This window comes from Chryseobacterium foetidum, from assembly GCF_025457425.1.
Taxonomy (GTDB): Bacteria; Bacteroidota; Bacteroidia; order Flavobacteriales; family Weeksellaceae; genus Chryseobacterium; species Chryseobacterium foetidum.
On the sequence record NZ_JAMXIA010000001.1, the window covers coordinates 170,472 to 193,594 of the forward strand.

Annotated in this window: 22 protein-coding genes and 1 tRNA gene; 14 read left to right on the forward strand and 9 right to left on the reverse strand. The window is 36.5% G+C overall.

The genetic code is table 11. The annotated features are described in order from the left end of the window. Positions 1 to 122: 122 nt before the first annotated feature. Genes NG809_RS00775 through NG809_RS00790 form a run of 4 tightly spaced genes read right to left on the reverse strand, consistent with a single transcriptional unit; the run spans position 123 to position 3,116 of the window. Positions 123 to 467 (reverse strand): DUF4377 domain-containing protein, encoded by a 345-nt coding sequence (locus tag NG809_RS00775; protein WP_262147187.1) that lies wholly within the window; start codon positions 465 to 467, stop codon positions 123 to 125. Positions 468 to 475: 8 nt separating this feature from the next. Next, entirely contained in the window at positions 476 to 823 is a 348-nt protein-coding gene (locus tag NG809_RS00780) for a DUF962 domain-containing protein (protein ID WP_262147189.1), read from the reverse strand. A 4-nt stretch (positions 824 to 827) separates the two neighbouring features. Then, positions 828 to 1,433 (reverse strand): hypothetical protein, encoded by a 606-nt coding sequence (locus NG809_RS00785; RefSeq protein ID WP_262147191.1) that lies wholly within the window; start codon positions 1,431 to 1,433, stop codon positions 828 to 830. Between the two features lie 6 nt (positions 1,434 to 1,439). After that, on the reverse strand, positions 1,440 to 3,116 hold the full coding sequence (locus NG809_RS00790; RefSeq protein ID WP_262147193.1) for an APC family permease: 1,677 nt from the start codon (positions 3,114 to 3,116) through the stop codon (positions 1,440 to 1,442). A gap of 252 nt (positions 3,117 to 3,368) precedes the next feature. Between NG809_RS00790 and NG809_RS00795 the strand changes: the two genes are divergently transcribed. From NG809_RS00795 to NG809_RS00815, 5 genes are all read left to right on the forward strand, one after another. After that, entirely contained in the window at positions 3,369 to 6,332 is a 2,964-nt protein-coding gene (locus NG809_RS00795; RefSeq protein ID WP_262147195.1) for a tetratricopeptide repeat protein, read from the forward strand. An 80-nt stretch (positions 6,333 to 6,412) separates the two neighbouring features. Continuing rightward, positions 6,413 to 8,194, forward strand: coding sequence for a TonB-dependent receptor (locus tag NG809_RS00800; RefSeq protein ID WP_262147196.1), 1,782 nt, complete (start codon positions 6,413 to 6,415; stop codon positions 8,192 to 8,194). 76 nt (positions 8,195 to 8,270) lie between these two features. Continuing rightward, a tRNA-Arg gene (locus tag NG809_RS00805) sits at positions 8,271 to 8,344 on the forward strand. A 313-nt stretch (positions 8,345 to 8,657) separates the two neighbouring features. Beyond that, positions 8,658 to 11,306 carry an alkaline phosphatase PhoX gene (locus tag NG809_RS00810; protein ID WP_262147197.1) on the forward strand — a complete coding sequence of 883 codons (2,649 nt, stop codon included), beginning with the start codon at positions 8,658 to 8,660 and terminating at the stop codon, positions 11,304 to 11,306. A gap of 53 nt (positions 11,307 to 11,359) precedes the next feature. Continuing rightward, positions 11,360 to 12,256, forward strand: coding sequence for a leucine-rich repeat domain-containing protein (locus tag NG809_RS00815; RefSeq protein WP_262147199.1), 897 nt, complete (start codon positions 11,360 to 11,362; stop codon positions 12,254 to 12,256). Position 12,257: 1 nt separating this feature from the next. Here NG809_RS00815 and NG809_RS00820 read toward each other — a convergent pair whose 3' ends face one another. Beyond that, positions 12,258 to 12,581: a translation initiation factor gene (locus NG809_RS00820; RefSeq protein ID WP_262147200.1), complete on the reverse strand. Its 324-nt coding sequence runs from the start codon at positions 12,579 to 12,581 to the stop codon at positions 12,258 to 12,260. Between the two features lie 62 nt (positions 12,582 to 12,643). Next, positions 12,644 to 13,102: a hypothetical protein gene (locus NG809_RS00825; protein ID WP_262147201.1), complete on the reverse strand. Its 459-nt coding sequence runs from the start codon at positions 13,100 to 13,102 to the stop codon at positions 12,644 to 12,646. A gap of 153 nt (positions 13,103 to 13,255) precedes the next feature. On the opposite strand from NG809_RS00825, the gene gpmI reads away from it, so the two are divergent. From gpmI to NG809_RS00855, 6 genes are all read left to right on the forward strand, one after another. Further along, positions 13,256 to 14,797 (forward strand): 2,3-bisphosphoglycerate-independent phosphoglycerate mutase, encoded by a 1,542-nt coding sequence (gpmI, locus tag NG809_RS00830; protein WP_262147202.1) that lies wholly within the window; start codon positions 13,256 to 13,258, stop codon positions 14,795 to 14,797. 140 nt (positions 14,798 to 14,937) lie between these two features. Continuing rightward, the gene (locus NG809_RS00835; protein ID WP_056030155.1) at positions 14,938 to 15,918 is read left to right on the forward strand and encodes an acyl-ACP desaturase; all 981 of its coding nucleotides are present in this window, start codon (positions 14,938 to 14,940) and stop codon (positions 15,916 to 15,918) included. Positions 15,919 to 16,017: 99 nt separating this feature from the next. After that, entirely contained in the window at positions 16,018 to 16,446 is a 429-nt protein-coding gene (locus NG809_RS00840) for a BT0820 family HAD-type phosphatase (RefSeq protein WP_262147206.1), read from the forward strand. Between the two features lie 54 nt (positions 16,447 to 16,500). Beyond that, positions 16,501 to 16,866: a four helix bundle protein gene (locus NG809_RS00845; RefSeq protein WP_262147208.1), complete on the forward strand. Its 366-nt coding sequence runs from the start codon at positions 16,501 to 16,503 to the stop codon at positions 16,864 to 16,866. A gap of 61 nt (positions 16,867 to 16,927) precedes the next feature. After that, positions 16,928 to 17,737, forward strand: coding sequence for a type I methionyl aminopeptidase (gene map / locus NG809_RS00850; protein WP_262147210.1), 810 nt, complete (start codon positions 16,928 to 16,930; stop codon positions 17,735 to 17,737). A gap of 60 nt (positions 17,738 to 17,797) precedes the next feature. Beyond that, positions 17,798 to 18,565 (forward strand): class I SAM-dependent methyltransferase, encoded by a 768-nt coding sequence (locus NG809_RS00855; RefSeq protein WP_262147212.1) that lies wholly within the window; start codon positions 17,798 to 17,800, stop codon positions 18,563 to 18,565. A gap of 125 nt (positions 18,566 to 18,690) precedes the next feature. Here NG809_RS00855 and NG809_RS00860 read toward each other — a convergent pair whose 3' ends face one another. Together NG809_RS00860 and NG809_RS00865 are read right to left on the reverse strand one after the other, a co-directional pair. Then, on the reverse strand, positions 18,691 to 19,017 hold the full coding sequence (locus NG809_RS00860) for a DMT family transporter (RefSeq protein WP_056030142.1): 327 nt from the start codon (positions 19,015 to 19,017) through the stop codon (positions 18,691 to 18,693). A 191-nt stretch (positions 19,018 to 19,208) separates the two neighbouring features. Next, positions 19,209 to 19,772 carry a Crp/Fnr family transcriptional regulator gene (locus NG809_RS00865; protein WP_262147214.1) on the reverse strand — a complete coding sequence of 188 codons (564 nt, stop codon included), beginning with the start codon at positions 19,770 to 19,772 and terminating at the stop codon, positions 19,209 to 19,211. A gap of 305 nt (positions 19,773 to 20,077) precedes the next feature. On the opposite strand from NG809_RS00865, the gene era reads away from it, so the two are divergent. Together era and NG809_RS00875 are read left to right on the forward strand one after the other, a co-directional pair. Beyond that, complete coding sequence (era, locus tag NG809_RS00870; RefSeq protein WP_262147215.1) at positions 20,078 to 20,953, forward strand: GTPase Era; 876 nt, start codon at positions 20,078 to 20,080, stop codon at positions 20,951 to 20,953. A gap of 68 nt (positions 20,954 to 21,021) precedes the next feature. Next, the gene (locus NG809_RS00875; protein ID WP_262147217.1) at positions 21,022 to 21,450 is read left to right on the forward strand and encodes a DoxX family protein; all 429 of its coding nucleotides are present in this window, start codon (positions 21,022 to 21,024) and stop codon (positions 21,448 to 21,450) included. 128 nt (positions 21,451 to 21,578) lie between these two features. Here NG809_RS00875 and fsa read toward each other — a convergent pair whose 3' ends face one another. Continuing rightward, positions 21,579 to 22,232 carry a fructose-6-phosphate aldolase gene (fsa, locus tag NG809_RS00880; RefSeq protein ID WP_262147219.1) on the reverse strand — a complete coding sequence of 218 codons (654 nt, stop codon included), beginning with the start codon at positions 22,230 to 22,232 and terminating at the stop codon, positions 21,579 to 21,581. Positions 22,233 to 22,388: 156 nt separating this feature from the next. Here fsa and pepE point away from each other — a divergent pair, with 156 nt between their 5' ends. Beyond that, positions 22,389 to 23,081, forward strand: coding sequence for a dipeptidase PepE (gene pepE, locus NG809_RS00885; RefSeq protein ID WP_262147221.1), 693 nt, complete (start codon positions 22,389 to 22,391; stop codon positions 23,079 to 23,081). Positions 23,082 to 23,123 lie beyond the last annotated feature (42 nt).

Sequence of the window (23,123 nt, forward strand, 5' to 3'; positions counted from 1 at the left end):
AAAGTGGTACTTTTTTTGATTTATTGGTCGTGATAAAAACGCTTGCTAAATGAAATTAAAAGAAGATTCATTTTCTTACCTTTTCAAAATACACAACAATTTTAGAGTCACACTCAAAACTTTTACTTCTTAACTTTATCAATAATTCTAACCAAAATATACCTCACAGAAGACCTATCCGCAGGCACATTTTCTACTTTCTCCGTTCTCACTTTCAGTTCATATTCAAAACCAGGCTCGTAAGTAAAACCTTCGATGTTTGAATAGAAATTTTCCCAGCTGTCAGTAGCTTTTTCTCTAACCTGAAGGCATTTCATAGGGACGACACCGGTGCAGTCTTTGGTTTCTGAGCCGACAAACAGGGTTTTATCCGAAGAATTTTCAGTTGATGGATTTGCTGTACAGTTTAAAAGAATCAGTGAAAAAATTGTAAGGCAAGACCCTTTTATAATCGATAATGTTTTCATGATCAATATTATTTTGAATTTTGTTGTTCGGGCTCATCTTCTTTCGGTTGCGAAAATTTCTGTTTTCCTGATACAAGTTCAAAAAACAGTTTAAAATCTGAAATCAATGACCACAGAGGATATTTAAAGGTCGCAGGGCTGTTTCTTTCAATCACAGCATGGCTGAACCACGCAAAACCGTATCCAAAAAGCGGAACATACCAGAGAAATCTTTCTTTACCGGAGTAAATGACGTAACCAACGACAAAAAATACCAGCAGTGTGCCGATGAAATGGAAAATGCGCGTTCCTGTTTTGCTGTGTTCAGTGAGATAAAACTGATAGAATTCACTGAATGTTTTTATTCTCTCAGACATAACTTTAGTATTTTAAAGTTCCGATCATATAGGTTTTTGAAGCGTTCAAAGCTTTTGAGCTTTCTGTTTTTTCTTTTACCACACCTTTATTCTGAATGTAACTTGAGTGGATAAAATATGTGTCTCTGTTCTCCCTTGTGATGAATCCTGTATGGAAATCGAGGCCGACGATGTAAACTGTGTTTTTCGGTTTGGAAAGGATATATTTTTCCAGATCTTCTCTTTCTGTGAAGTATTTGATTTCACTACAGAGCTTTTTTATCATCACTGAGGAAGCCTGCTGTGCCAGATAAATCCTTTCAATTTTAATACCAAAATCGCTCAGAACGTTTGTTACAAAGTATCCGCAGGCGATAGTGCCGGATTGTGGAGTGCGGGTTGTCCCTCCAAAAGACCATCGGGTACCCTGCCAGTATTCCGGAATGTCATAATTGATATATCTGAAAAAGTAACTGCGTTTTTGAGTCTCAGTTTTTGATTTAATCTGAGCTAAAAAATCTTTATAAGAAACTTTTTCTATAGTGTTTTCCGTTGTGGAAGCACGAATATTTTCGGTCTTTTCACTGCATCCCAAAATCATCAGGACGAACAAAAAAAGTATTTTCTTCACCGGAAGTTAAGCTTGTCTGAGTTTGCTGTTTTTATAGCCGTAGAAGAAATAAATCACAAGACCGATTGCAAACCAAAGCCCGAACCAGAACCAGTTGTCATGGCTCATTCCTGTTAAAAGATAGAGACAGGAGCTCAATCCAATTAATGGAATGAGAGAGAAATTCTTAATAAATGTGAAAACACAGAGAATTAAATTAATGATAATGAAAAAGAATATTGAAGCTCTGAATTCTCCTTCATTTGGATCTTTCCAGTCCATTAAATTTTCAAAAAATGCAGGCTGTAAATAATAAAATCCAATTAAAGTTCCGATGAAAATAACAGGAAAAATAATCTTTCCATTGATGTAAGGGAGATGAAATCTGCCTTTAATTTTTTCTTTCGCAGGCAACATCAAAACTCCGGCGCAAACCAATACGAATGCGAAAATAGTTCCAATACTGGTAAAGTCTAAGATGAAGCTTTTATCTGTAAAAAGAATAGGAATTCCCACCACAATTCCTGTTACAATCGTAGCGAAAGACGGTGTTTTATATTTTGGGTGAACATCCTGAAATTTTTTAGGCATCAGTCCGTCACGGCTCATGGCATACCAGATTCTCGGCTGCCCCATTTGGAATACCAAAAGTACTGTCGTAATGGCAATAATCGCAATAAAAGAAACGGTAAGTTCCATCCACGCAACATTGGCATTGGTTTTTTCAAAAATAAACGAAAGCGGATCTCCCACACCGTCAAATCTTCTGTAATCCACCATTCCGGTTAAAACTAAAGTCAGTGCAATATAAATTACAGTACAAAGCGCAAGGGAAATAATCATTCCTTTAGGCAAAGTTTTCTGAGGGTCTTTTGTCTCTTCTGAAAGTACGCTCAGAGCATCAAAACCAATGTAGGCAAAAAATACTCCCGAAACAGCACTCATCACTCCGGCAAAACCGTTTGGCATAAATGAACTTACCTGTGTTTCAGGATTCAGGGGAGTCCAGTTTCCGGTGTTGATGAATTTATATCCTACCAGAATTACAAGAACGATCACGGCAAGTTTTAAAATTACCAAAACATTGTTGAAATTTTTACTTTCTTTCACTCCTACAAAGCAAAGCCATGTAATTAAACCATTGATCACCAATGCAGGAATATCGAGAATCATTTTTAAACCTCCAATTTCCGGAGCATTTATCCATGCGTTTAAGAGTTCTTTATTCGTCGACTGTGGCGTGCTGAAAAATGCTTTTTTTGCTTCGGTATAACTGCAGCTGAGATATTCGGGGATGTGAACGTCTAATCTTCCCAAAAAACTGGTGAAATAATCTGACCACGAGAATGCAACATAAATATTTCCGAAAGAATATTCCATAATTAATGCCCAACCGATAATCCAGGCTATCAGTTCACCGAAACTTGCGTAAGCGTAAGTATATGCAGATCCGGCAGTAGGAATTCGGCTTGCAAATTCAGCGTAACAGAGTGCTGTAAAACCGCAGGCAAAGCCACAGATGAGATACAGTAAAATTACTCCAGGTCCTCCGCGGAAAATAGCTTCACCCAAACTGCTGAAGCTTCCGGCGCCGATGATGGCTGCAATTCCAAAAAAAACAATGTCCCAAACTCCTAAAACACGGAGCAACGAAGTTGAAGTATCGGTTTCTGAATAGATCTTTCTCCTGAAAAGTTGACTCATTAATAGTTTATTTGAATTGAAAAAAACAAATGTAATTAAATCTTTCAAAATATTACGTTTTTCTTAACATTTCTTAAGAGAAAGTTAATTAATTTTAAAAAATAATCCACAAACTAACAATATGTTAAAACCCTTGGCGGAACAATATCTTTTTGATATTTTCGTTGGTAATTTGTGGATAAAAATTATCCCTGATTTTGAAAACCTAAACGCTTAATATTCAATACGGATCATTCAAAAATTTTGCAATTAATGAGATCAAAAAAAATACTTTTAGCCGCTGCTGTCATCTATTTCGGGGTTACCGACGCACAGCAGTCCCAATATTTCAGCCAAAAAGAAAACTATAGATTCGGTCTGGCCGAAAATCTGTATCAAACCAAAATATACAACGCTTCACAATACGAATACGCAAGACAGTACTTCTACAACCAAAATCTTTCAAGATCAAAAAAGGAAGCTGCACAGTTTTTCGACAATGTGATTGGTGTAATTCTTCAAAAGAATCATGCTGAAGAAGGCCTGACCGCTTTCATTAAGGAATATCCAAAATCTGCCTATTTTGCACAGGCAAATCTTCCTTTGGCGGATTATTATTTAGCCAAAAAAGATTTCAAAAAAGCTTTACAGACTTTAAAAAAGGTAAATCAATATCAGCTGACGAAAGAGGAGAATACGCAGTACATTATGAAACTGGGTTATGCCAAATTCATGCTTGGTGACGCCAAAGGTGCCATCGATGCACTTGAAGAAGCGTACAAAACTTCTGACGGAACACAAAAAGGCGATATCGCTTACATGCTCGGACATTTAAATTATGCCGGCAGAAATAATGATAAAGCTTTTCAGTATTTTGATTCCATTAAAAATGAAGAAAAATATTCCAAACTCGTGAGACCTTATTATGTGCAGATGTACTTTAATGAAAAGGACTACGACAAGGCAATCACGGAAGGAAATGCACTTCTGAACGAAGATATTTCTGAATCTTACAAAGCTGAAGTTCACAAAATCATCGGGGAAAGTTATTTTATGAAAAATGACTATAATTCTGCATATCCTCACCTGAAAGATTATCTTGCCGTACAGCTGAATCCTTCAGAAAATGATTTGTATGAAATGGGATTTGTTGCCGCCAAGCTGAAGAAGCATGACGAAGCGGTTTCTTATTATAATCAATTGGTCAATTCAAATTCGGCATTGGCTCAGAATGCATACTATCAGTTAGGAAACGCTTATCTGGAAGTTGGGAAAAAGCAGGAAGCTCTTTCAGCATTCAGATCTTCTTATCAGATGAATTATGATAAAGGAGTGAAAAAACTGGCGCAGGAGCAATATGCAAAATTAAGCTACGACATCGGAAATCCTTTTGAGAACGCTTCTCAGGTGATTCAGAATTACATGACTGAAAACAAAGCGGAAGCAGACAACACCGAAATGAAATCACTTTTGGTGAAATCATACCTTTATTCGGGGAATTACCGTGAAACTTTGAATGCAATCGACAGACTTCAGAATTCCACACCGGAAATCGATAAAATTGATCAGGAGGTTTCTTATCTTTTGGGAACGGAAGAATTTAACAAAGGTAATTTTGATGAAGCTGAACGTTTTCTTTTAAGAAGTCTGGAATTTAATATCAATAAAGAATTCAACAGCCGCGCGCTTTACTGGCTCGGACAAACGTACTATCAGAAAGGAAATTATCCTTCAGCAATTGTACGTTACGAAAAACTTTTAACCGAAACTTTCCCTGAAAAACAGCAGTTGCCTTACGATTTGGGATATGCTTATTTTAAATCTAAAAAGTTTGATCAGGCTCAGAAATATTTTAAACAGTATTTAGCTAATCCTAAAACGGAATATAAAAGCGATGCACAGCTTCGTTTAGCAGATATCGATTATGCAAATAACGATTTGGATGCAGCAATTGCCGTGTACGACCAGAATCAGGATGCGACAGACTACACTTTGTTCCAGAAGGCGATGGCTTTAGGTTTTAAAGGAGATAATAATTCTAAAATTACCAACTTAAAATCTTTGATTTCAAAATATCCGGATTCAGAATATACAGATGATGCTCAGTATGAAATCGGTGTTGCTTACGCAAGTCAGGATGATTTTGCCAACTCTTCAGATTTCTTTTCGAAAGTAATTAAATCTTCGTCTGACCGTGATCTGGTGGCGAATGCTTCTATTTACAAAGCTCAGAATTTGATTGACCAAAATCAGAATGAAAAAGCATTGGCTGAATTTACATCATTGGGTCAGCAGTATAAAAATACGCAGTATGCAGATAAAATAGTGCAGGCTGCAAAACCAATCTTTACGAAAAACGGCGATGTTTCAGGATATGTGACTTTTGCCAGAAATCTTGGAGTAAATGTTGATGCTTCCGAAATCGATGAGATCAATCTTTCAACAGGAAAGCAATTCTTTGCTAAAAAAGATTACAAAAATGCAATCTCTTATTACGAGAAATATTTAACTCAAAATCCAACCGGAGAAGGTCTTTATCAGGCAAAATATGAGTTGGGTGAAAGTTATTATCAAACCAAAAATTCTACTAAAGCTTTGTTGGTTCTTCAGGAAGTTGGAAATGTAGCCAACGACTATCAGGATGATGCTCAGACAAGATTAGCACAAATTTATATAGCACAAGGAAACTCTTCGGAAGCGAAAAAATATCTTGAAAGTCTTGTGAATTCTTCAGACATCAACATCAGAAACTACGCAAATGTAGAAATGATGAAGATCTATGCTGAAGAAAAGAATTTCTCACAGGCTGAAAAGTTGGCTGACGCTGTAATTTCAAACAATAAAAACTCAGCTGCTGTAATTGAAACTGCAAAAGTGATCAAGGCGAGAAGTCTGATGAACGCTGGTAAAGACAAAGATGCACAATCTGCATTTGCCGCTCTGGAAAAATCTTCGAATACAGAAGTTGCCGCAGAATCGCTTTATGCAAAAGCATTTTATCAGAATAAAGCCAAGTCTTTCAAAACTTCAAACGAAACCATTTTTAAACTGGCCAACAATTATGCATCAGAAGAATACTGGGGTGCAAAAGCATTGGTTCTAATGGCGAAAAATTATGTGGGACTGAAAGACAACTATCAGGCGAGTTATACTTGTGATCAGATCATATCAAACTACGCAGATTTCCCTGAAATTGTAGCGGAAGCGAAAGAGGTTAAAAAAACGATTAAAAGGTAAGATGTACGATGTACAAAGTAAAATGTACAAAGCAGAAAACATGATACATCACATTATACATTAATACAATTTTTAAAAAAATGAACAAGCAAATTCAAATACTATCTATATTATTTCTGGGAATTTCGTCAGTTGCCTTCTCGCAAATCAAGGAAGAAAAACTGATTCTTAATAAAAAAAGAGAACCGGAAGTAAAAAAAATCGAGAAAAAGAAAACTTCAGTGGAAACCGTAAAAAATTATCCTCCTGAAGAAAAATCTGCCAATCCGGTGAAATATACAATTACCGACGTTCCTGTTGTAAGTGATTTTAAAACTTCAACTATTCAAGGGGAAGATGTAGCTCCGAAATTCGATGAAACAGCTCAGGACAATTACATTCAGTTCGGAATGGGGAACTATGGGAAAATCTTAGGTGATGCCCATGTTTCAAAAGTTCTTGAGAATAAACTTGAAGTCGGGGCAGATGCACATTGGCTTTCCACACAGGGGCTGAAAAAGGATTACGCGTGGGATTCGAAGCAGAGTGCTGCAACCATCGGAGCTTTCATGAATTCCTATGGCGAAAAAGGGAAATTTAATCTGAATGCAGAATATGGTTTGGATCATTTTAATTATTATGGAATCTACGCGCTACAGCCTGAAGCGGGTGTTAATTTAGATCAGAAAGTCAATCAGTTTAAGGTAAACGGTTACTACGATTTTTATTCCAACGAAATTCTGAATGATGTAAGAGTAAAATCTTCATTTTTAACTGATCATTTTGATGCAAAAGAAAATCAGGTTTCTGCTTTGGCAAATCTTTCCAAGCACGCTGTAGAACTGGGAGATTCCGGTTTTACGCTGAATGCTGATTTAGGTTTAGGTTTGGATGCCGTGAAAACAGAATTCACGATAAGGGATGCCAATACATCCAATTTTGTGAATGCTCATCTAACTCCGACAGTAAGCTTCAGAAAAGGAGATTCTTATTTAAGCATCGGTTCATCTTTCGCATTCTTAAATTCTAAAAACAATAATCTGATTTTAGCGGAACAGTTAAAATCAAACAAAACCTATTGGTTTCCACAGGCTGAATTCCAATACGCAGCTGCCAATGAATTCAAATTTTATGGTGGAGTAGACGGTGGTTTAAAACTCAATACCTACGGCGAACTTTTGCAGGACAATCCGTTTTTGGTTTCTGACCAGTATTTGAGACCAACCGAAACAAAATACCATTTCTACGCAGGTTTGCGAGGAGACATTGACGAAACTTTCAAATACGACGTTTCTGCAGGTTTCGGAAAAATGAACAACATTATGTTTTTCAGAGCCAACTCATTATTTGACAATGCATTTACATTAAATCGTTCCGCCTACAATTTTGCGAATACATTCTCAACCGTTTATGACGATGGAAATGTAAGCGACATCAAAGGAAGTTTACAGTATTTCCCCCTTGAAAATTTAGTGATTGACGGTGAACTAAGATTCCAGAAGTATGATTTGAACAATTATAAAAATATTTATAACGTTCCGTTACTGGCTGCATCTTTCGGAGCAAAATACACAATGTTGGAGAAAAAACTTCTTTTAGGCTTCAAAGGAATCTTCGCAAGTGACAGAACCACAAATTCTTACACTTTAACCGGAGTTCCGGATCCTTTGGTGGCAGGTTCTACCGTTTACCAGTCTGCAGAAAATACCGATGACAAAGTTGGTGGTTATGCAGATTTAAACTTATCCGCAGAGTACAAATTTCACAAAAATTTTAGTATTTTCGCAGTCGGAAACAATCTTCTCGGTGCCAAATACCAGACGTTTCAAGGCTACAAAGTCTTAGGAGCACAGGTTTTGGGAGGCGTGAAGATTTCGTTCTAAATAATTATTGATAAATGATAATTGATGAATGATTTTTACATCAATTATAACTCATCAATTATGATTTATAAAAAATGGCTTCGTAGTTCAACTGGATAGAATATCGGATTTCGGCTCCGAGGGTTGGGGGTTCGAACCCCTCCGAAGTCACAGTAAGCAAACTCTTTATTAATGGGAGTTTGCTTATTTTTTTAAAAATCATTACTAATGGAAACTGCCTAAAGACTTTCGGTTAAAGGATTCCAAAAATGTTTAACAGAATAAAAAAATATTTGCTTGTAACTCTGGTTTTGATAATTTGAATTATAACAATTGATATTTTTTTATTTAATAATAATTTAACCTGCGTAACATTCACTTTCAGTTTTATTAATATTCATCGCTTTTAATTAAAGATAGCGTAACGCAAAGCCATCGGGAAACAGATAGTTTTGCAGTTGAAAAATGATAATTTAATAAAACAGTGAAAAGAAAATTACTTACGATCGCAGCCTTGGCTTTGATGACTACATCGATGGTACAAGCACAGACGACAATCTTCGGATTGCAGAGTTCATGGAAGTTTAATGATGCTGATGTTGCCCTTCCTGCAACATGGAAAAGCACAACGTATGACGTTTCTGCATGGGCTTCAGGAAACGGACCATTAGGTTACGGAGATCCGGTTACAACATCGTTTGTTTCGGGAGTTGATACTGCATATCTTATTAAAGATTTTACTGTAAATCGTGCTGATCTTACAAACAATATGGAATTTGGCGTTAGAAGAGACGACGGAATCGTGGTTTATCTAAACGGCGAAGAAGTAATAAGAGACAATATGCCTGCGGGAGTAATCGGTCACGGAACTTTTTCAAGTACAACTATTGACGGTGCTGCAGAAACGGCAATCAATGTATTTACCATTCCTAAAAATAAGTTTGTACAGGGAAACAACAGAATTTCTATAGAATTGCACAACAGAAGTGCGGGAAGTTCAGATTTGACAATAGATGCTTATCTAAAAACAATTGTTCCACCTCAACCATTGGGTTCTGTATTAATTCAGGGTTCATCCTGGAGTTATAAAGACGACAATCAGCCTCAGGCAGGGCAGTGGAAAGATGCCAACTATAATATTTCAGCCTGGGCAACAGGAAACGGACCGTTAGGTTACGGAGATCCAGTGACTACAACAATCAATTCAGGTTTGGCAACTGCTTATTTTGCTAAAGATTTCACAGCCAATTTAGCTGACCTTTCTTCTAATATGGAATTGGGTGTGATGAGAGACGACGGAATCGTGGTTTATCTTAACGGTGAAGAAGTTGTAAGAGATAATATGCCTGCAGGTGTGATTACTCACGATACTTTCTCAAGTACGATCATCGATGGAGCTGCAGAAAGCACTTACAACACATTTGTAATTCCGAAAAACAAATTTGTACAGGGAACCAATAGAATCGCTATCGAAGTTCACAACAGAGATATGAACAGTTCAGATTTGAGAATGGATGCCTATATCAAAAATTCAAACATAGTTTCGCCTCCTGCAACCTGTAGCAATGGAGCACATATCAGCTGTTTTACCTCAATTGTTCCGACAACTCAGACTCCAAAATTGATTATTCCTGCTGAGCACAAATATCAGTTGATTCTAAAAGAAGGCGATTCTTATACAGAAGGTGGAGGTTTGGTGGGAGGTCAAAACGACTTTACCGCCTATGTCGCTAAAAATAACAGCAGTGTAGACGGATATTTATCTGTAAACCATGAAACCAATCCTGGAGGAGTGACGATGGCAGAAGTCAACTACAATGCTTCAACAAAACTTTGGCAACTGTCAAAATCAAGGGCGGTAAGTTTTTCAGATACAAGTCTGGTGCAGACCATCAGAAACTGTTCGGGAGGCATTACGCCATGGGGAACTGTCGTTACAGCAGAAGAATCTGTAACTTCAGCTGATACCAATGCTGATGGTTACAAAGATTACGGTTGGTTGGTAGAGATCAATCCTGCAACAGCTCAGGTAATGTCTCACAATACCAACGGCACAAAAGATAAACTGTGGCAGATGGGAATCATGAACCACGAAAATGTAGTGGTAAATGACGCCGGAACCATAGCTTATTACGGTGAAGATGGCGGGACTAATATGGTGTACAAATATGTGATGGATACCCCAAATAATCTTGCTTCAGGAAATCTTTATGTATTGAAACTAACCAGCGGACTAAGCGGAGGAAACCCTGTTGCAACCACGGGAGAATGGATTCAGATTCCAAATAAAACACAAGCTAACCAAAACAATACGACTGCTCTGGCTCAGTCTCTTGGCGGAACTGCTTTCAATGGAGTAGAAGATGTAGAAATCAGTCCGCTTGACGGTAAAATTTACTTTACTGCGAAAGGTTTGGATAAAGTGTACAGAATGACAGACAACGGAATGACGCTTTCAAACGTTGAAACTTTCGTGGGAGGTTCATCTACAGTTTATTCTTTCAACACGGCTCAGGGAATCAAAACTGAAGCGTGGGGTGACGGAAATGACAACCTTACTTTTGACGAACTGGGAAATCTTTGGGTTCTTCAGGATGGTGGTAAAAACTACATTTGGGTAATCGGTCCGGATCACACTCAGGCAAACCCGAACGTGAGATTGTTTGCTTCTATGCCGGCAGGATCAGAGCCTACAGGTCTTACATTTACACCAGATAAGAAATTCGGTTTCTTCAGTATTCAGCATCCCAACTCAACGATCAGTACAGATATTGATGCAACAGGAAATACCATTGATTACAAAGGAAAATCTGCTACTGTGGTCGTTGCGCTTTCACAATTCTTAGGAACTACTGGAACTTTGGCAACTACAGAGGTTGTAAAAGAAACTGAAGTGACAGTGGCTCCAAACCCTACATCAGGAATTGTAAAAATCAATTCTCCGAGAGCATTGAAGAATCTTGAAATCACTGCGTACAGCATCGACGGAAAGGTTGTGTTTAAGAAGAATTACAAAGGTTCTACAAGCCAGTTGGATTTAGATTTAACTAATGAACTTAATGTTTCAAGAGTTTTAATATTAAATATTGAAGCGGAAGGATTCCAGAAGACTGCGAAGATTCTTAAAAAATAATTTTAATATTTTACATCAGGCTGCCGGAAGTTTTTCCGGTGGCCTTTTTTATTATGAAGAAATTTTTAGTTGTAATTTCCCTTGTTTTTTTATCTGAATTAAAAGCACAGATTGATCCTGTAAAATATCCGACCTACACAGATATTGAAGCCGCGCTGCAAACCAAAGAAACCGTGTATAGCATCAGTTTCAGGGAAAAAGGACTTTTCAATCTTCCGCCTCAGATTTCCAGATTGAACTCAATATTTTTTCTGAATTTAATGGCGAATAATTTCGAAAAAATTGATAAGGTTCTTTTTACTTTAAAGGAAATGGAAATTTTATATTTAAATGAAAATAACATCAAATATATTCCGGATGAAATTGCAGAATTAAAGAAACTGAAGACATTCTCAATGAATCTGAATCAGCTGACATCTATAAATCCTGAATTTTCTAAACTTCAGAATCTAAAGGCCGTACATCTTGAAGCCAATAATTTAAATATTTTCCCACCGGCACTGACCAAAATTTCGGGTTTGGAAGAGATTAATCTTCACAGCAACCAGATCAGCAATGTTTCTGATGTTGATAAGATAAAAAGTTTACAGTTTTTAAATCTTTCATCCAATCAAATCAACGATTTGAACGATTCTGAATTTCCCAAGAAATTAAAATACCTCGAACTTCAGAAAAATACCATTACGGCAATTCCTGAATCTGTTTTAAATTTAAAAAACTTAGAATTTTTAAACATCGGAGAAAATAAGATCACTAAAATTTCCCCGAAAATAAAGAACATGAAAAAACTGTCGGGTTTAAATCTCGCCAATAACCATCTGGAATCACTTCCACAGGAAATTACCCAGTTGAAAAACTTAAAAACTTTGATTCTCAACGGAAATCCATTGAAAAAAGATGAGGTAGAACACCTCAGAAAAAAAATGCCGGAAACCCAGATCTATTTCTAGATTATCCGCCAACCCTCTTGGTCTTGAAGCCCATTTCTTTAAGGATATCCATTATTTTATCACGGTTATCGCCCTGTATGATAATCGTTCCATCCTTTTCAGAACCACCGATTCCTAAGGTGGTTTTTATTTTTTTGGAGATTTTTTTCAAATCTTCCTCACTTCCTTCCCAGCCTTCAACTACAGTTACGGGTTTTCCGTTTCTGCCTTTTTTTTCAAATTTACAAACCAGAGGTTCTTTTTGTTTAAAAGCTTCCTGCGGCATTTCAAAATCCTGCTCTTCGTGCTCAGGGAAAAGGTTTTTTAGTTGGTCTCTTAAATCCATGGGGCAAAATTAAAAAATTCTCTTCAAAAAAGAATGTAGAATGTTTATTCTAATTCGAAAGCTTATTTTCTATATAGAATTTTGTCTTCTAATATAACAATATTCCCACTTGTATTAAAGAGGAAATCATTATAAACTCTTAATTCTTTTTGATCTTTAACAAGTTTATCAGAAGTTTTGCTGTCGAACCAATTGTTCAAAAAAACATCAATGTTCGTGATTTGTGAATCAGATTCTGAGTTACTCATAGTGTTTTTTAATGAATCAATTTTCTCTTTATCATAAAGCATTTCAGCTTGAATAAAACTATCAGAAGGTCCTGCAAGGATACCTTTAGAATTATCAATGTAAATGTGTTGAAATTTAACGTTTTGTGGTTTGAATTTAGAAACATCTAATATGTTTTGTAAATCAGATGGATTTTCTGATACAATCTTAATTTTATTCGATTTTTCATGATAATTACATGATAAAAGAAATGATGCTGAACTCAGAACAATGTATTTTTTAATTTTTATCATATCTTAAAATTAGTAATTACTAAATATAATAATATTACAATTAAAAATGTTTTTAATCTTGAGTTTTAACAGCTTTTAATCAAAATTTAAGCACCACAAATTCGGATTTTCATTTATAAATGGATAAATTTGTTTTGTTAAAATTTTCAAAGAATGTCAAAAAAAGCAATATTAGCAATCCTTGACGGATGGGGAATCGGTCTGAAACCTGAAGTTTCGGCTATCGAACAGGCCAACACACCGTTTATGGACAGCTGTTTCCAGAAATTTCCACATACAACCCTTGAAGCAAGCGGTCTTGCCGTAGGTCTTCCTGTAGGACAGATGGGAAATTCTGAAGTAGGTCACATGAATCTGGGTGCCGGAAGAGTAGTTTATCAGAATCTTGTAAAACTCAACATGGCAGTTGAAGAGGGAACCCTTGGTCACGAAAAAGTAATTGTTGACGCTTTTGATTATGCTAAAAGAGAAAATAAAGCAGTTCATTTCATCGGTTTGGTTTCAAACGGTGGTGTGCATTCGCATATTAATCACTTAAAAGGACTTTTGACGGCAGCCAAAAATTTTGGTTTGAATGAAAACGTTTATGTTCACGCATTTACAGACGGCCGCGACTGTGATCCACATTCAGGATTAGGTTTTATTCAGGAACTTCAGCAGCACATGTCTGAAACTACAGGAGAATTGGCAACGGTCACCGGAAGATACTTTGCGATGGACAGAGACAGAAGATGGGAGCGTGTGAGGCTGGCTTACGATGCGATGTGTTCAGGTATTGGATTTAGAACGACTGATGCTCTGTCTGCGATTCAGGATTCATATAACGATAATATTACAGATGAATTTATCAAACCCATCATTCTTACCAAAGAAACGCAGGTTGGAAATATTGTTCCGATGGCGAAGATGGTGGATGGCGATGTGGTGATCTGCTTCAACTTCCGTACAGACAGAGGTCGTGAAATCACAGAAGTGCTTTGTCAGCAGGATATGCCGGATTATCAGATGAGAAAACTGGATTTGTATTATGTGACATTGACCAATTACGACAAAACATATCAGAATGTAAAAGTTGTTTTTGACGAAAATGTTCTGACAGAAACAATGGGCGAAATTTTGGAAAGAAACGGCAAAACGCAAATCAGAATCGCTGAAACTGAAAAATATCCGCACGTTACTTTTTTCTTTTCCGGCGGCAGAGAAGAAGAATTCCATGGAGAAAGAAGATTGCTTTGTCCGAGCCCGAAAGACGTTCCGACTTACGATTTAAAACCTGAAATGTCAGCTTACGATATTACCAATGTTATTTTGCCTGAATTGAAGAGACAGTCCGCAGATTTTATCTGTTTAAATTTCGCCAATACTGATATGGTGGGGCACACGGGAGATTTTGATGCTGCTGTTAAAGCAGCTGAAACGGTGGATAAATGTATCGAACAGGTGGCTACAACTGCTTACGAAAATGATTATGCAGTTTTCATTTTGGCAGACCACGGAAATTCTGACGTAATGAGAAACCCTGACGGATCGCCAAATACACAACATTCAACCAACTTAGTTCCATTAATTGTGATGGATAAAGACCATGAATGGAATCTTACAGCGGGGAAACTTGGAGACATTGCACCAACTATTTTAAAAGTCATGGGTGTGGAAATTCCAGCAATAATGACAGGAAATATTCTTGCAAATTAAAAATAAACTCAGCAATATAAAGGTAAAAAGACCGTTATCAGAATAGCGGTCTTGCATGATAATCATCATAACGTTGTCGTTATTATGTTACAAATAATAAATTATGTTATATCTTTGCAACTCATATAAATCAATTTAGAATGTATCAAAGCTTGGTAAGGAAAGAAGTAATGGGAATTTTGGAAAAAGAAGTTGGTTCTTTCCTTGATAAATTTTTAACCCCAATTGAAAAAATTTGGCAGCCGTCAGACTACCTTCCGGATCCGTCAAGCGCTGATTTTAAATATGATTTAGAAGAAATTCAGACCTTCGCACAGGAGATGCCTTACGATTTATTTGTAACGCTTATCGGCGACTGTATCACGGAAGAAGCATTGCCTTCTTACGAATCTTGGTTAATGAGTGTTGACGGAATTGATCAGGAAAAAAGCGGGCCGAGCTGGGCAAGCTGGATCAGATCATGGACGGCTGAAGAAAACAGACACGGCGATTTACTTGGAAAATATCTGTACTTATGCGGAAGAGTAAACATGAGACAGATGGAAATCACAACCCAATACTTAATCAGTGATGGTTTTGATATCGGAACAAGCATGGATCCTTACAGAAACTTTGTGTACACAAGTTTTCAGGAAACTGCGACCAACGTTTCGCACAGAAGGGTAGGAACTTTGGCAAAACAGACCGGAAACGGAAAGTTAGCTAAAATGTGTGGTGTAATTGCTGCAGATGAAGCAAGACACGCAAAAGCTTACAAGCATTTTGTTGCAAAAATATTAGAATTGGATCCTTCGGAAATGATTTTGGCATTTGAAGACATGATGCGTAAGAAAATCGTGATGCCGGCTCACATGATGAGACAGTCTGGTCAGGCAGCGGGTGAACTTTGGGGACATTTCTCAGATGCGGCACAAAGATGTATGGTGTATACAGGTCAGGATTATATCAATATTATGAAAGATCTTTTGGATGAATGGAAAATTGAACACATCACAGGTCTTACAGAAAAGGCAGAAAAAGCTCAGGAGTATTTAATGAAACTTCCGTCAAGACTTCAGAAGATTACGGATAGAATTTCAACTCCGGATCTACAGTTTGAATTTAACTGGGTGAAAAAATAGACAATAGTTTAACAATTTTTATAAACAGAGAGTGCCGCAGCGATGTAGCACTCTTTTATTTTATTTAGTATCTTTGCCGAGCTAAATCATACATAAAAGATGAATAATAAAAAAATAGCAGTAGATTTTGACGGAACAGTAGTGGAAGATGCCTATCCATCGGTAGGTAAAGCAAAAATTTTTGCTTTTGAAACCTTAAAAAAACTTCAATCTGAAGGTTACAGACTGATTCTCTGGACATACCGACATGGTCAGGCTTTGGAAGACGCCATCGAATTCTGCAGAAAAAACGGCGTTGAATTTTACGCCGTGAACTCAAGTTTTGAAGGTGAAGTTTTTGATTCTGCCACACAATCCAGAAAAATTGATGCCGACTGGTTTATAGACGACCGAAACATCGGTGGTTTCCCAGGTTGGGGAGAAATCTACAACATCATCACAGAAAGAATAGAATTCCGCGTGGAAGGAGGCGAAGTTTTAGCATATTCGAAACTGAAAAGAGAAAAAAAGAAAGGCTTGTTTTGGTAAAGAAACAAGATAAAAGTAAAAAGACACAAAACTGAAATCCTTATCAGTTAGCAGATGAGAGATAACGATTTACTTGACAGAACTTTTAATTTCGGAGTTAATTGTATAAAATTTTTAAGGAATTTGCCTAATTATCCGGAGTACAAAGTTATCAGATCTCAGATATGTAAATCTGCGACTTCACTTGGAGCAAATTATGAAGAGTCTCAGGCTGGTTCGTCTTTGAAGGATTTTCGAAACAAAATCAGAATATCATTGAGAGAAACAAGAGAAACAAACTACTGGTTGAGAATTATAAAATCTTTAAATGATTTTGAGTCTTCTGAACTTGATGCTCTTTTAAAAGAAAGTTTTGAATTAAAGAATATTTTTGGAAGTATTCTCAATAAAACAAAAGATAAAAAAGATAATAATAATTAAAATTGAACATAGAGCTGGATAGTTTGTTTCTTTTTCCTTGTCTCTTGGTTCTTAATAAAGAATGATTCATTTAAAAAATATAGACGAGCTTCGTCTGATGAAAGAAAGCGCAAGACTGGTTTCCAGAACTTTGGGAATGATTGCTAAAGAAATCAAACCGGGAATTACTACGCTTCATTTAGATAAATTGGCTCACGATTTCATCAAAGATCACGGTGCTGAGCCTGCGTTTTTAGGATACGGAGGTTTCCCTTATTCACTTTGTATCTCGCCTAATGATCAGGTGGTACACGGTTTTCCAAGCAAGGAAGAAATCAAAGAGGGCGATGTACTTTCTGTAGATTGTGGTGCTATTCTTAATGGTTTTGTAGGTGATCATGCTTACACTTTCGAAATTGGAGAAGTTTCTTCTGAAACTAAAAAACTACTGAAAGTTGCCAAAGAATCTTTGTATAAAGGAATTGAGCAATGTGTAAGAGGAAAAAGAATCGGTGATATTTCCTTTGCCATTCAGAAACACTGTGAAAATCAAGGTTACGGAGTGGTAAAAGAATTGGTGGGTCACGGAGTCGGAAGGAAGATGCACGAAGATCCACAGGTTCCCAATTACGGAAGACAGGGAAGTGGTAAAGTCATTAAAGATGGTTTAACAATCGCTATTGAGCCGATGATTAACCTGGGAACTGAAAAAGTGAAATTCCACAGCGATGGATGGACGGTGACGACCCTTGACAACAAACCTTCTGCGCATTTTGAGCACGATGTAGCTGTGATTAATGGCAAACCTGTACTTTTATCGACTTTCGATTATATTTATGAAGCGTTGGGAATTGTAAGTGATGAGGAGAAAGCTTTTCAATTGGATTTTTAATTTTCTTTTAAACTTTCTACCAATATTCTGCTGCTCAGCAGCTTTCTACAAACATAAACAGTGAAAAAACTAACCAAGCTTTTACTCAATAAAATCCCTCGTCCAATGCTTATTCAGATGAGCGTTTGGGCTCGCCCGCTGATTTATCAGTTCTTTAAAGGCGACAAATTTTTTGATCCTATCGATGGGAAATCTTACCGGAAATTTCTTCCTTACGGATATGGAACGCAGCGTGAAAATGCTTTGTCTCCGGGAACTTTAAGTTTGGAAAGACACCGCCAAATGTTTCTCTATCTTCAGAATGAAACCGAATTTTTCACAAGACACTATAAAGTTCTTCACATCGCTCCCGAACAGGAATTCTTGAGAAAATTTAAAAAGATGAAAAATCTGGATTATATTTCTGCTGACCTTTTTTCGCCAATCGTGGATGTGAAAGCTGATATTCTTGATCTTCCTTTTGCGGATGAAAGTTTTGATATTATTTTCTGCAATCACGTTTTGGAACACATTCAGGATGATGCCAAGGCGATGAGCGAATTGTACCGTGTGATGAGACCAGGAGGTTGGGGAATTTTGCAGGTTCCTATGAAGAATTCTCTTGAGAAAACTTACGAAGATTTTACGATAACAGATCCAAAGGAAAGACAGAAACATTTCGGGCAATACGATCACGTCCGATGGTACGGAATGGATTATTTTGACCGCTTAAAAAAGGCAGGTTTCGAAGTGGAAGCTAATTTTTATTCTCAGGAATTTTCCGATGATGAAATAAAAAAATACGGATTGCGGAAAAATGAAATTTTACCGATTGTATTAAAAAAATAAACAAAAACGGCTTTAGATTCTGAGGCCGTTTTTATCTTAAGTACAAATCTGGTAATTGTTGTTATTGTTTCATTAAGACTTACACAGTTATTTACACTTCGTATAATTCGGCTAAATTCGGGTCATTAGTGACTGACAGCCTTCAATCCAATCACAGAGCCAATTAATGTACAGATAAAAAATATTCTCCAGAAAGTTGCGGGATCTTTGAAAACCAAAATTCCAACCAAAGCAGTTCCCACAGCCCCGATTCCGGTCCACACGGCATAAGCTGTTCCAATGGGAAGAGTTTCTGTAGCTTTGATCAAAAGAAGCATCGAGATCGTAAGGCAAGCTAAAAATCCTCCAAACCACCAGTACATTTCGTTGCCTGAAGTTTCCTTTACTTTCCCGAGACATGAAGCAAACGCAACCTCAAATAATCCAGCAATGATTAAAATAATCCAGTTCATTTTTAAACAAATTTATCCCGCAAAATTGAGGTTTTAAAATCATTAAAAATTTTACAATTGTTAAAAAATGTGATCATTAGTAATAAATTTCATTTTGATAATTACAAAAGAACTCACGCAGATTTTGCTGATTAAATGGATTTTTTTTATCTGCATAATTTGCAAAATCTGCGTGATAATAATTTAAGATGCTATTTTATCTCCGCCCGAATCCTGCTCAGACTCACCTGCGACATTCCCAAATAAGAAGCAATATGACCAAGCTGAACTCTTTGTAGCAAATATGGTTTTCCTTTCAACAAATCTTTATACCGCTCCAAAGCTGTTTTGTATTGCCTTGAAATAATCAGTTCTTCGGTTTTTATAAGTTCGCGTTCTGCAAATTTTCTTCCCCAGTTGGCAATGTGAATGTCTTCATTAAATAAAGCTTTTAATTTTGAAGTTTCAAGCTGATACAGTTCGCAATCTTCAAGCAATTCAATGCTTTCGTAACCAGGCTTTCCCTCCACATAACTTTTCATGGAAACCACAGGTTCGCCTTCAGTTCCAAACCAAAATGTAATATCATTATTTTCTGATGAAGCGTAAGCACGGGCAATTCCCTTTTTTAAAAAATAAATGTAGGGAACAACTTTACCGGCTTTCATTAAACAGAAACCTTTAGTATAACTTACTTCCGTAATATTCTGTATCAAATTTTCTTTTGAATTTTCAGGAAGCGGGTAGATTTTATCAATTATATTTTCTATGGTCATTGGGTTCGGGTTACGCGTTACGTGGTTCGGGATGCGAGATTCGGGTTTGGAGTTTTATTATGCGTTTCCCATCGGGGTTTCGATATGTATTCTAATTCAGTATTTTTTTTCATCTTAAAATGTAAATCTGAAAATCATCCCGCACTTGACAACGCGCATTTTTATCTCGTACCTCGAATTCCGCACCCCGCAACTCTCCCCAAAATTAATCATTTTTAAACATCTAAAATGAATATTCACCCAAAGACCAATTTTGTTTTTACTAACTTTGCAAATCGTAATAAAATGCGAATTAAATTTTTTATATGCACAAAGCAGGATTTGTAAATATTGTTGGAAAGCCAAATGCCGGAAAATCTACCCTTTTGAATCAACTGATGGGAGAGAAGCTGGCAATTGTAACGCAAAAGGCTCAGACAACCAGACACAGAATTTTTGGAATTTATAATGAAGAAGACCTACAGATTGTATTTTCTGATACTCCCGGAGTCTTGGATCCAAAATACGGTTTGCAGGAAAAAATGATGGATTTTGTGAAAGATTCTCTGCAGGATGCAGACGTTTTTCTTTTCATAGTTGACGTTACCGATAAATCTGAACAGTCAGAATTTTTAATTGATAAACTAAATAAAATCCCTGTTCCGGTTCTGTTATTATTGAATAAAATCGACCAGACCAATCAGGAAGGTTTGGAAAAGATAGCGACCGAATGGCACGAGAGAATTCCTAAAGCTGAAATTCTTCCTATTTCTGCACTGAATGCTTTCAATATTGACGTTATTTTACCAAAATTAAAATCAATGTTGCCCGAAAGTCCGGCGTACTACGACAAAGATATGTACACCGACAAGCCTGAGCGTTTCTTCGTCAATGAAGCCATCAGAGAGAAAATTCTTTTGAATTATGATAAAGAAATTCCATATTCTGTGGAAGTTGTTACAGAAATGTTCAAGGAAAAAGAGGGAATTATCTTCATCGATTCTATCATTTACGTTGAAAGAGACACTCAGAAGGGAATTATTATCGGTCACAAAGGCGAGGCGATAAAAAAAGTTGGAACTGAAGCCAGAATTGATTTGGAAAAGTTCTTCTCAAAAAAAATTCACTTAAATCTTTTTGTAAAAGTGAAAAAAGACTGGCGGAAAAACGACAGAGATTTGAAGAATTTTGGTTACAGATAGACTAAAAAGTCTACAACGGTCGTTGTAATAGAACAATATTTGCTATCTTTAAACTAAATATTCAGTTGATGAGCTATCAGAATTTAAAAACTAATCCACTTATTTTGGATATTGTGCTTGTCGTCGTGAGATTATTCATAGGATTTGCAATGATCTCGCACGGTTTTCCGAAACTTCAGACATTGATTGACGGAGGTGATATCAAGTTCTACGATTTTTTAGGATTAGGTCCGAAAATCTCACTTGGATTAACTGTTTTTGCTGAATTTGTCTGTTCAATATTTATCATCCTCGGATTGTTCACAAGAATTGCTGCTGGTTTTCTGATTTTCACAATGGCAGTTGCAGCTTTTGCAGTACATGGCTCAGATCCTTTCGATAAAAGGGAAATGAGTTTACTTTATCTCTCAATCTACGCAATAAGTATCACGCTTGGTGCCGGAAGATTTTCAGTCGACGGCATGATTGAAAAACGCAGACGGGCTTCAGACTGGTAAAAGATTTTCAAATACATAAAAAATCCCGAAACTATACAATTTCGGGATTTCTTATTTTATATAATCTGATTTTCCAACATTTAAAATTCAAAAAGAATTTCAAATCTCAAACCTCAAATCTCAAATCATTAAGCCAGTTTCTGAGAATCTGCAACAAACTGAGCTAAACCGCTGTCTGTTAATGGATGCTTCAATAAACTCAAGATTGGAGGAAGAGGAGAAGTGATCACATCTGCACCAATTTTAGCACAGTCAATGATGTGCATTGAGTGACGGATAGAAGCTGCCAAGATTTCAGTTTTGTACCCGTAATTATCAAAAATCAATCTGATTTCCTGTATCAAATGCAAACCGTCTGTTGTAATATCATCCAGTCTTCCCAAAAACGGAGAAACGTAAGTTGCACCAGCTTTTGCAGCCAAAAGAGCCTGTCCTGGAGAGAAAATTAATGTACAGTTGGTTTTGATCCCTTTATCTGAAAAATATTTCAAAGCTTTAATACCATCTTTAATCATAGGGATTTTTACCACGATATTCGGGTGGATTGCTGCCAGTTCGTCTCCTTCTTTAATCATTTCTTCGTAAGTTGTAGAAAGAACTTCCGCAGAAATATCTCCGTCAACGATTTCGCAGATAGCCTTATAGTGATTTTTGATGTCTTCAGCACCACGGATTCCCTCTTTTGCCATCAAAGACGGATTGGTTGTTACACCATCCAGAATTCCAAGGTCTTTTGCTTCTTTAATTTGCTCTAAATTGGCAGTGTCAATAAAAAATTTCATTTCGTTTAAATTGATTTATATTCCACAAAGATAAACATTCCATGGAAATGAATTTTCTAATGCTTTATGAATTCTTTGTTTTAATTATCTTTGTTAATTATCAAAAATATTTTACATCACTTTTGCGGTAATCTATATTTTATTTAAATTAAAAAAATGAACATTATACTTGCGTCAACTTCCACACTTTTCGGCGGAGAATATTTAGAATATTTAAAAGAAGAATTAATTGAATTGTATAAAGGAATAGACGAGATTATCTTTATTCCTTTCGCCAGACCCGGCGGTATTTCACATAATGATTACACTGAAAAAGCAAGATCCTTCTTTGAAACCATCAACATAAAAGTGAAAGGCTTACATGAATTTGAAGATAAAAAAGGAGCTTTAAACAACGCAAAAGGCTATTTCACAGGAGGTGGAAACACTTTTCTTTTGGTTAAAACCTTATATGAAGAAAATCTGATGTCCGTTATAAAGCAAAACATCGAAAGCGGAAAAGCCTACTTAGGTTGCAGCGCGGGAAGCAATATTGGCGGACAGAATATGAAAACCACCAACGATATGCCGATTGTTTATCCAGCGAGTTTTGATTGCATGGGATTGGTTCCGTTTAATATTAATCCACATTATTTAGATCCAAATCCTGAATTAAAACATAACGGAGAAACCAGAGAAACAAGAATTAAAGAATTTTTAACGCAAAATGACATTAAAGTTGTCGGACTTCGGGAAGGAAACTGGATTAGAAGAATTGGCGATAAAATTACAGTTGAAGGAAGTGAACTTACCAGGATTTTTGAAAAGGGAAAAGAGCCGTATGAAATAGAAGCAGGGACCAGTTTGTAATACAGTTTTAAAAAAACACAATATCAAAACTGTCACGCTGAT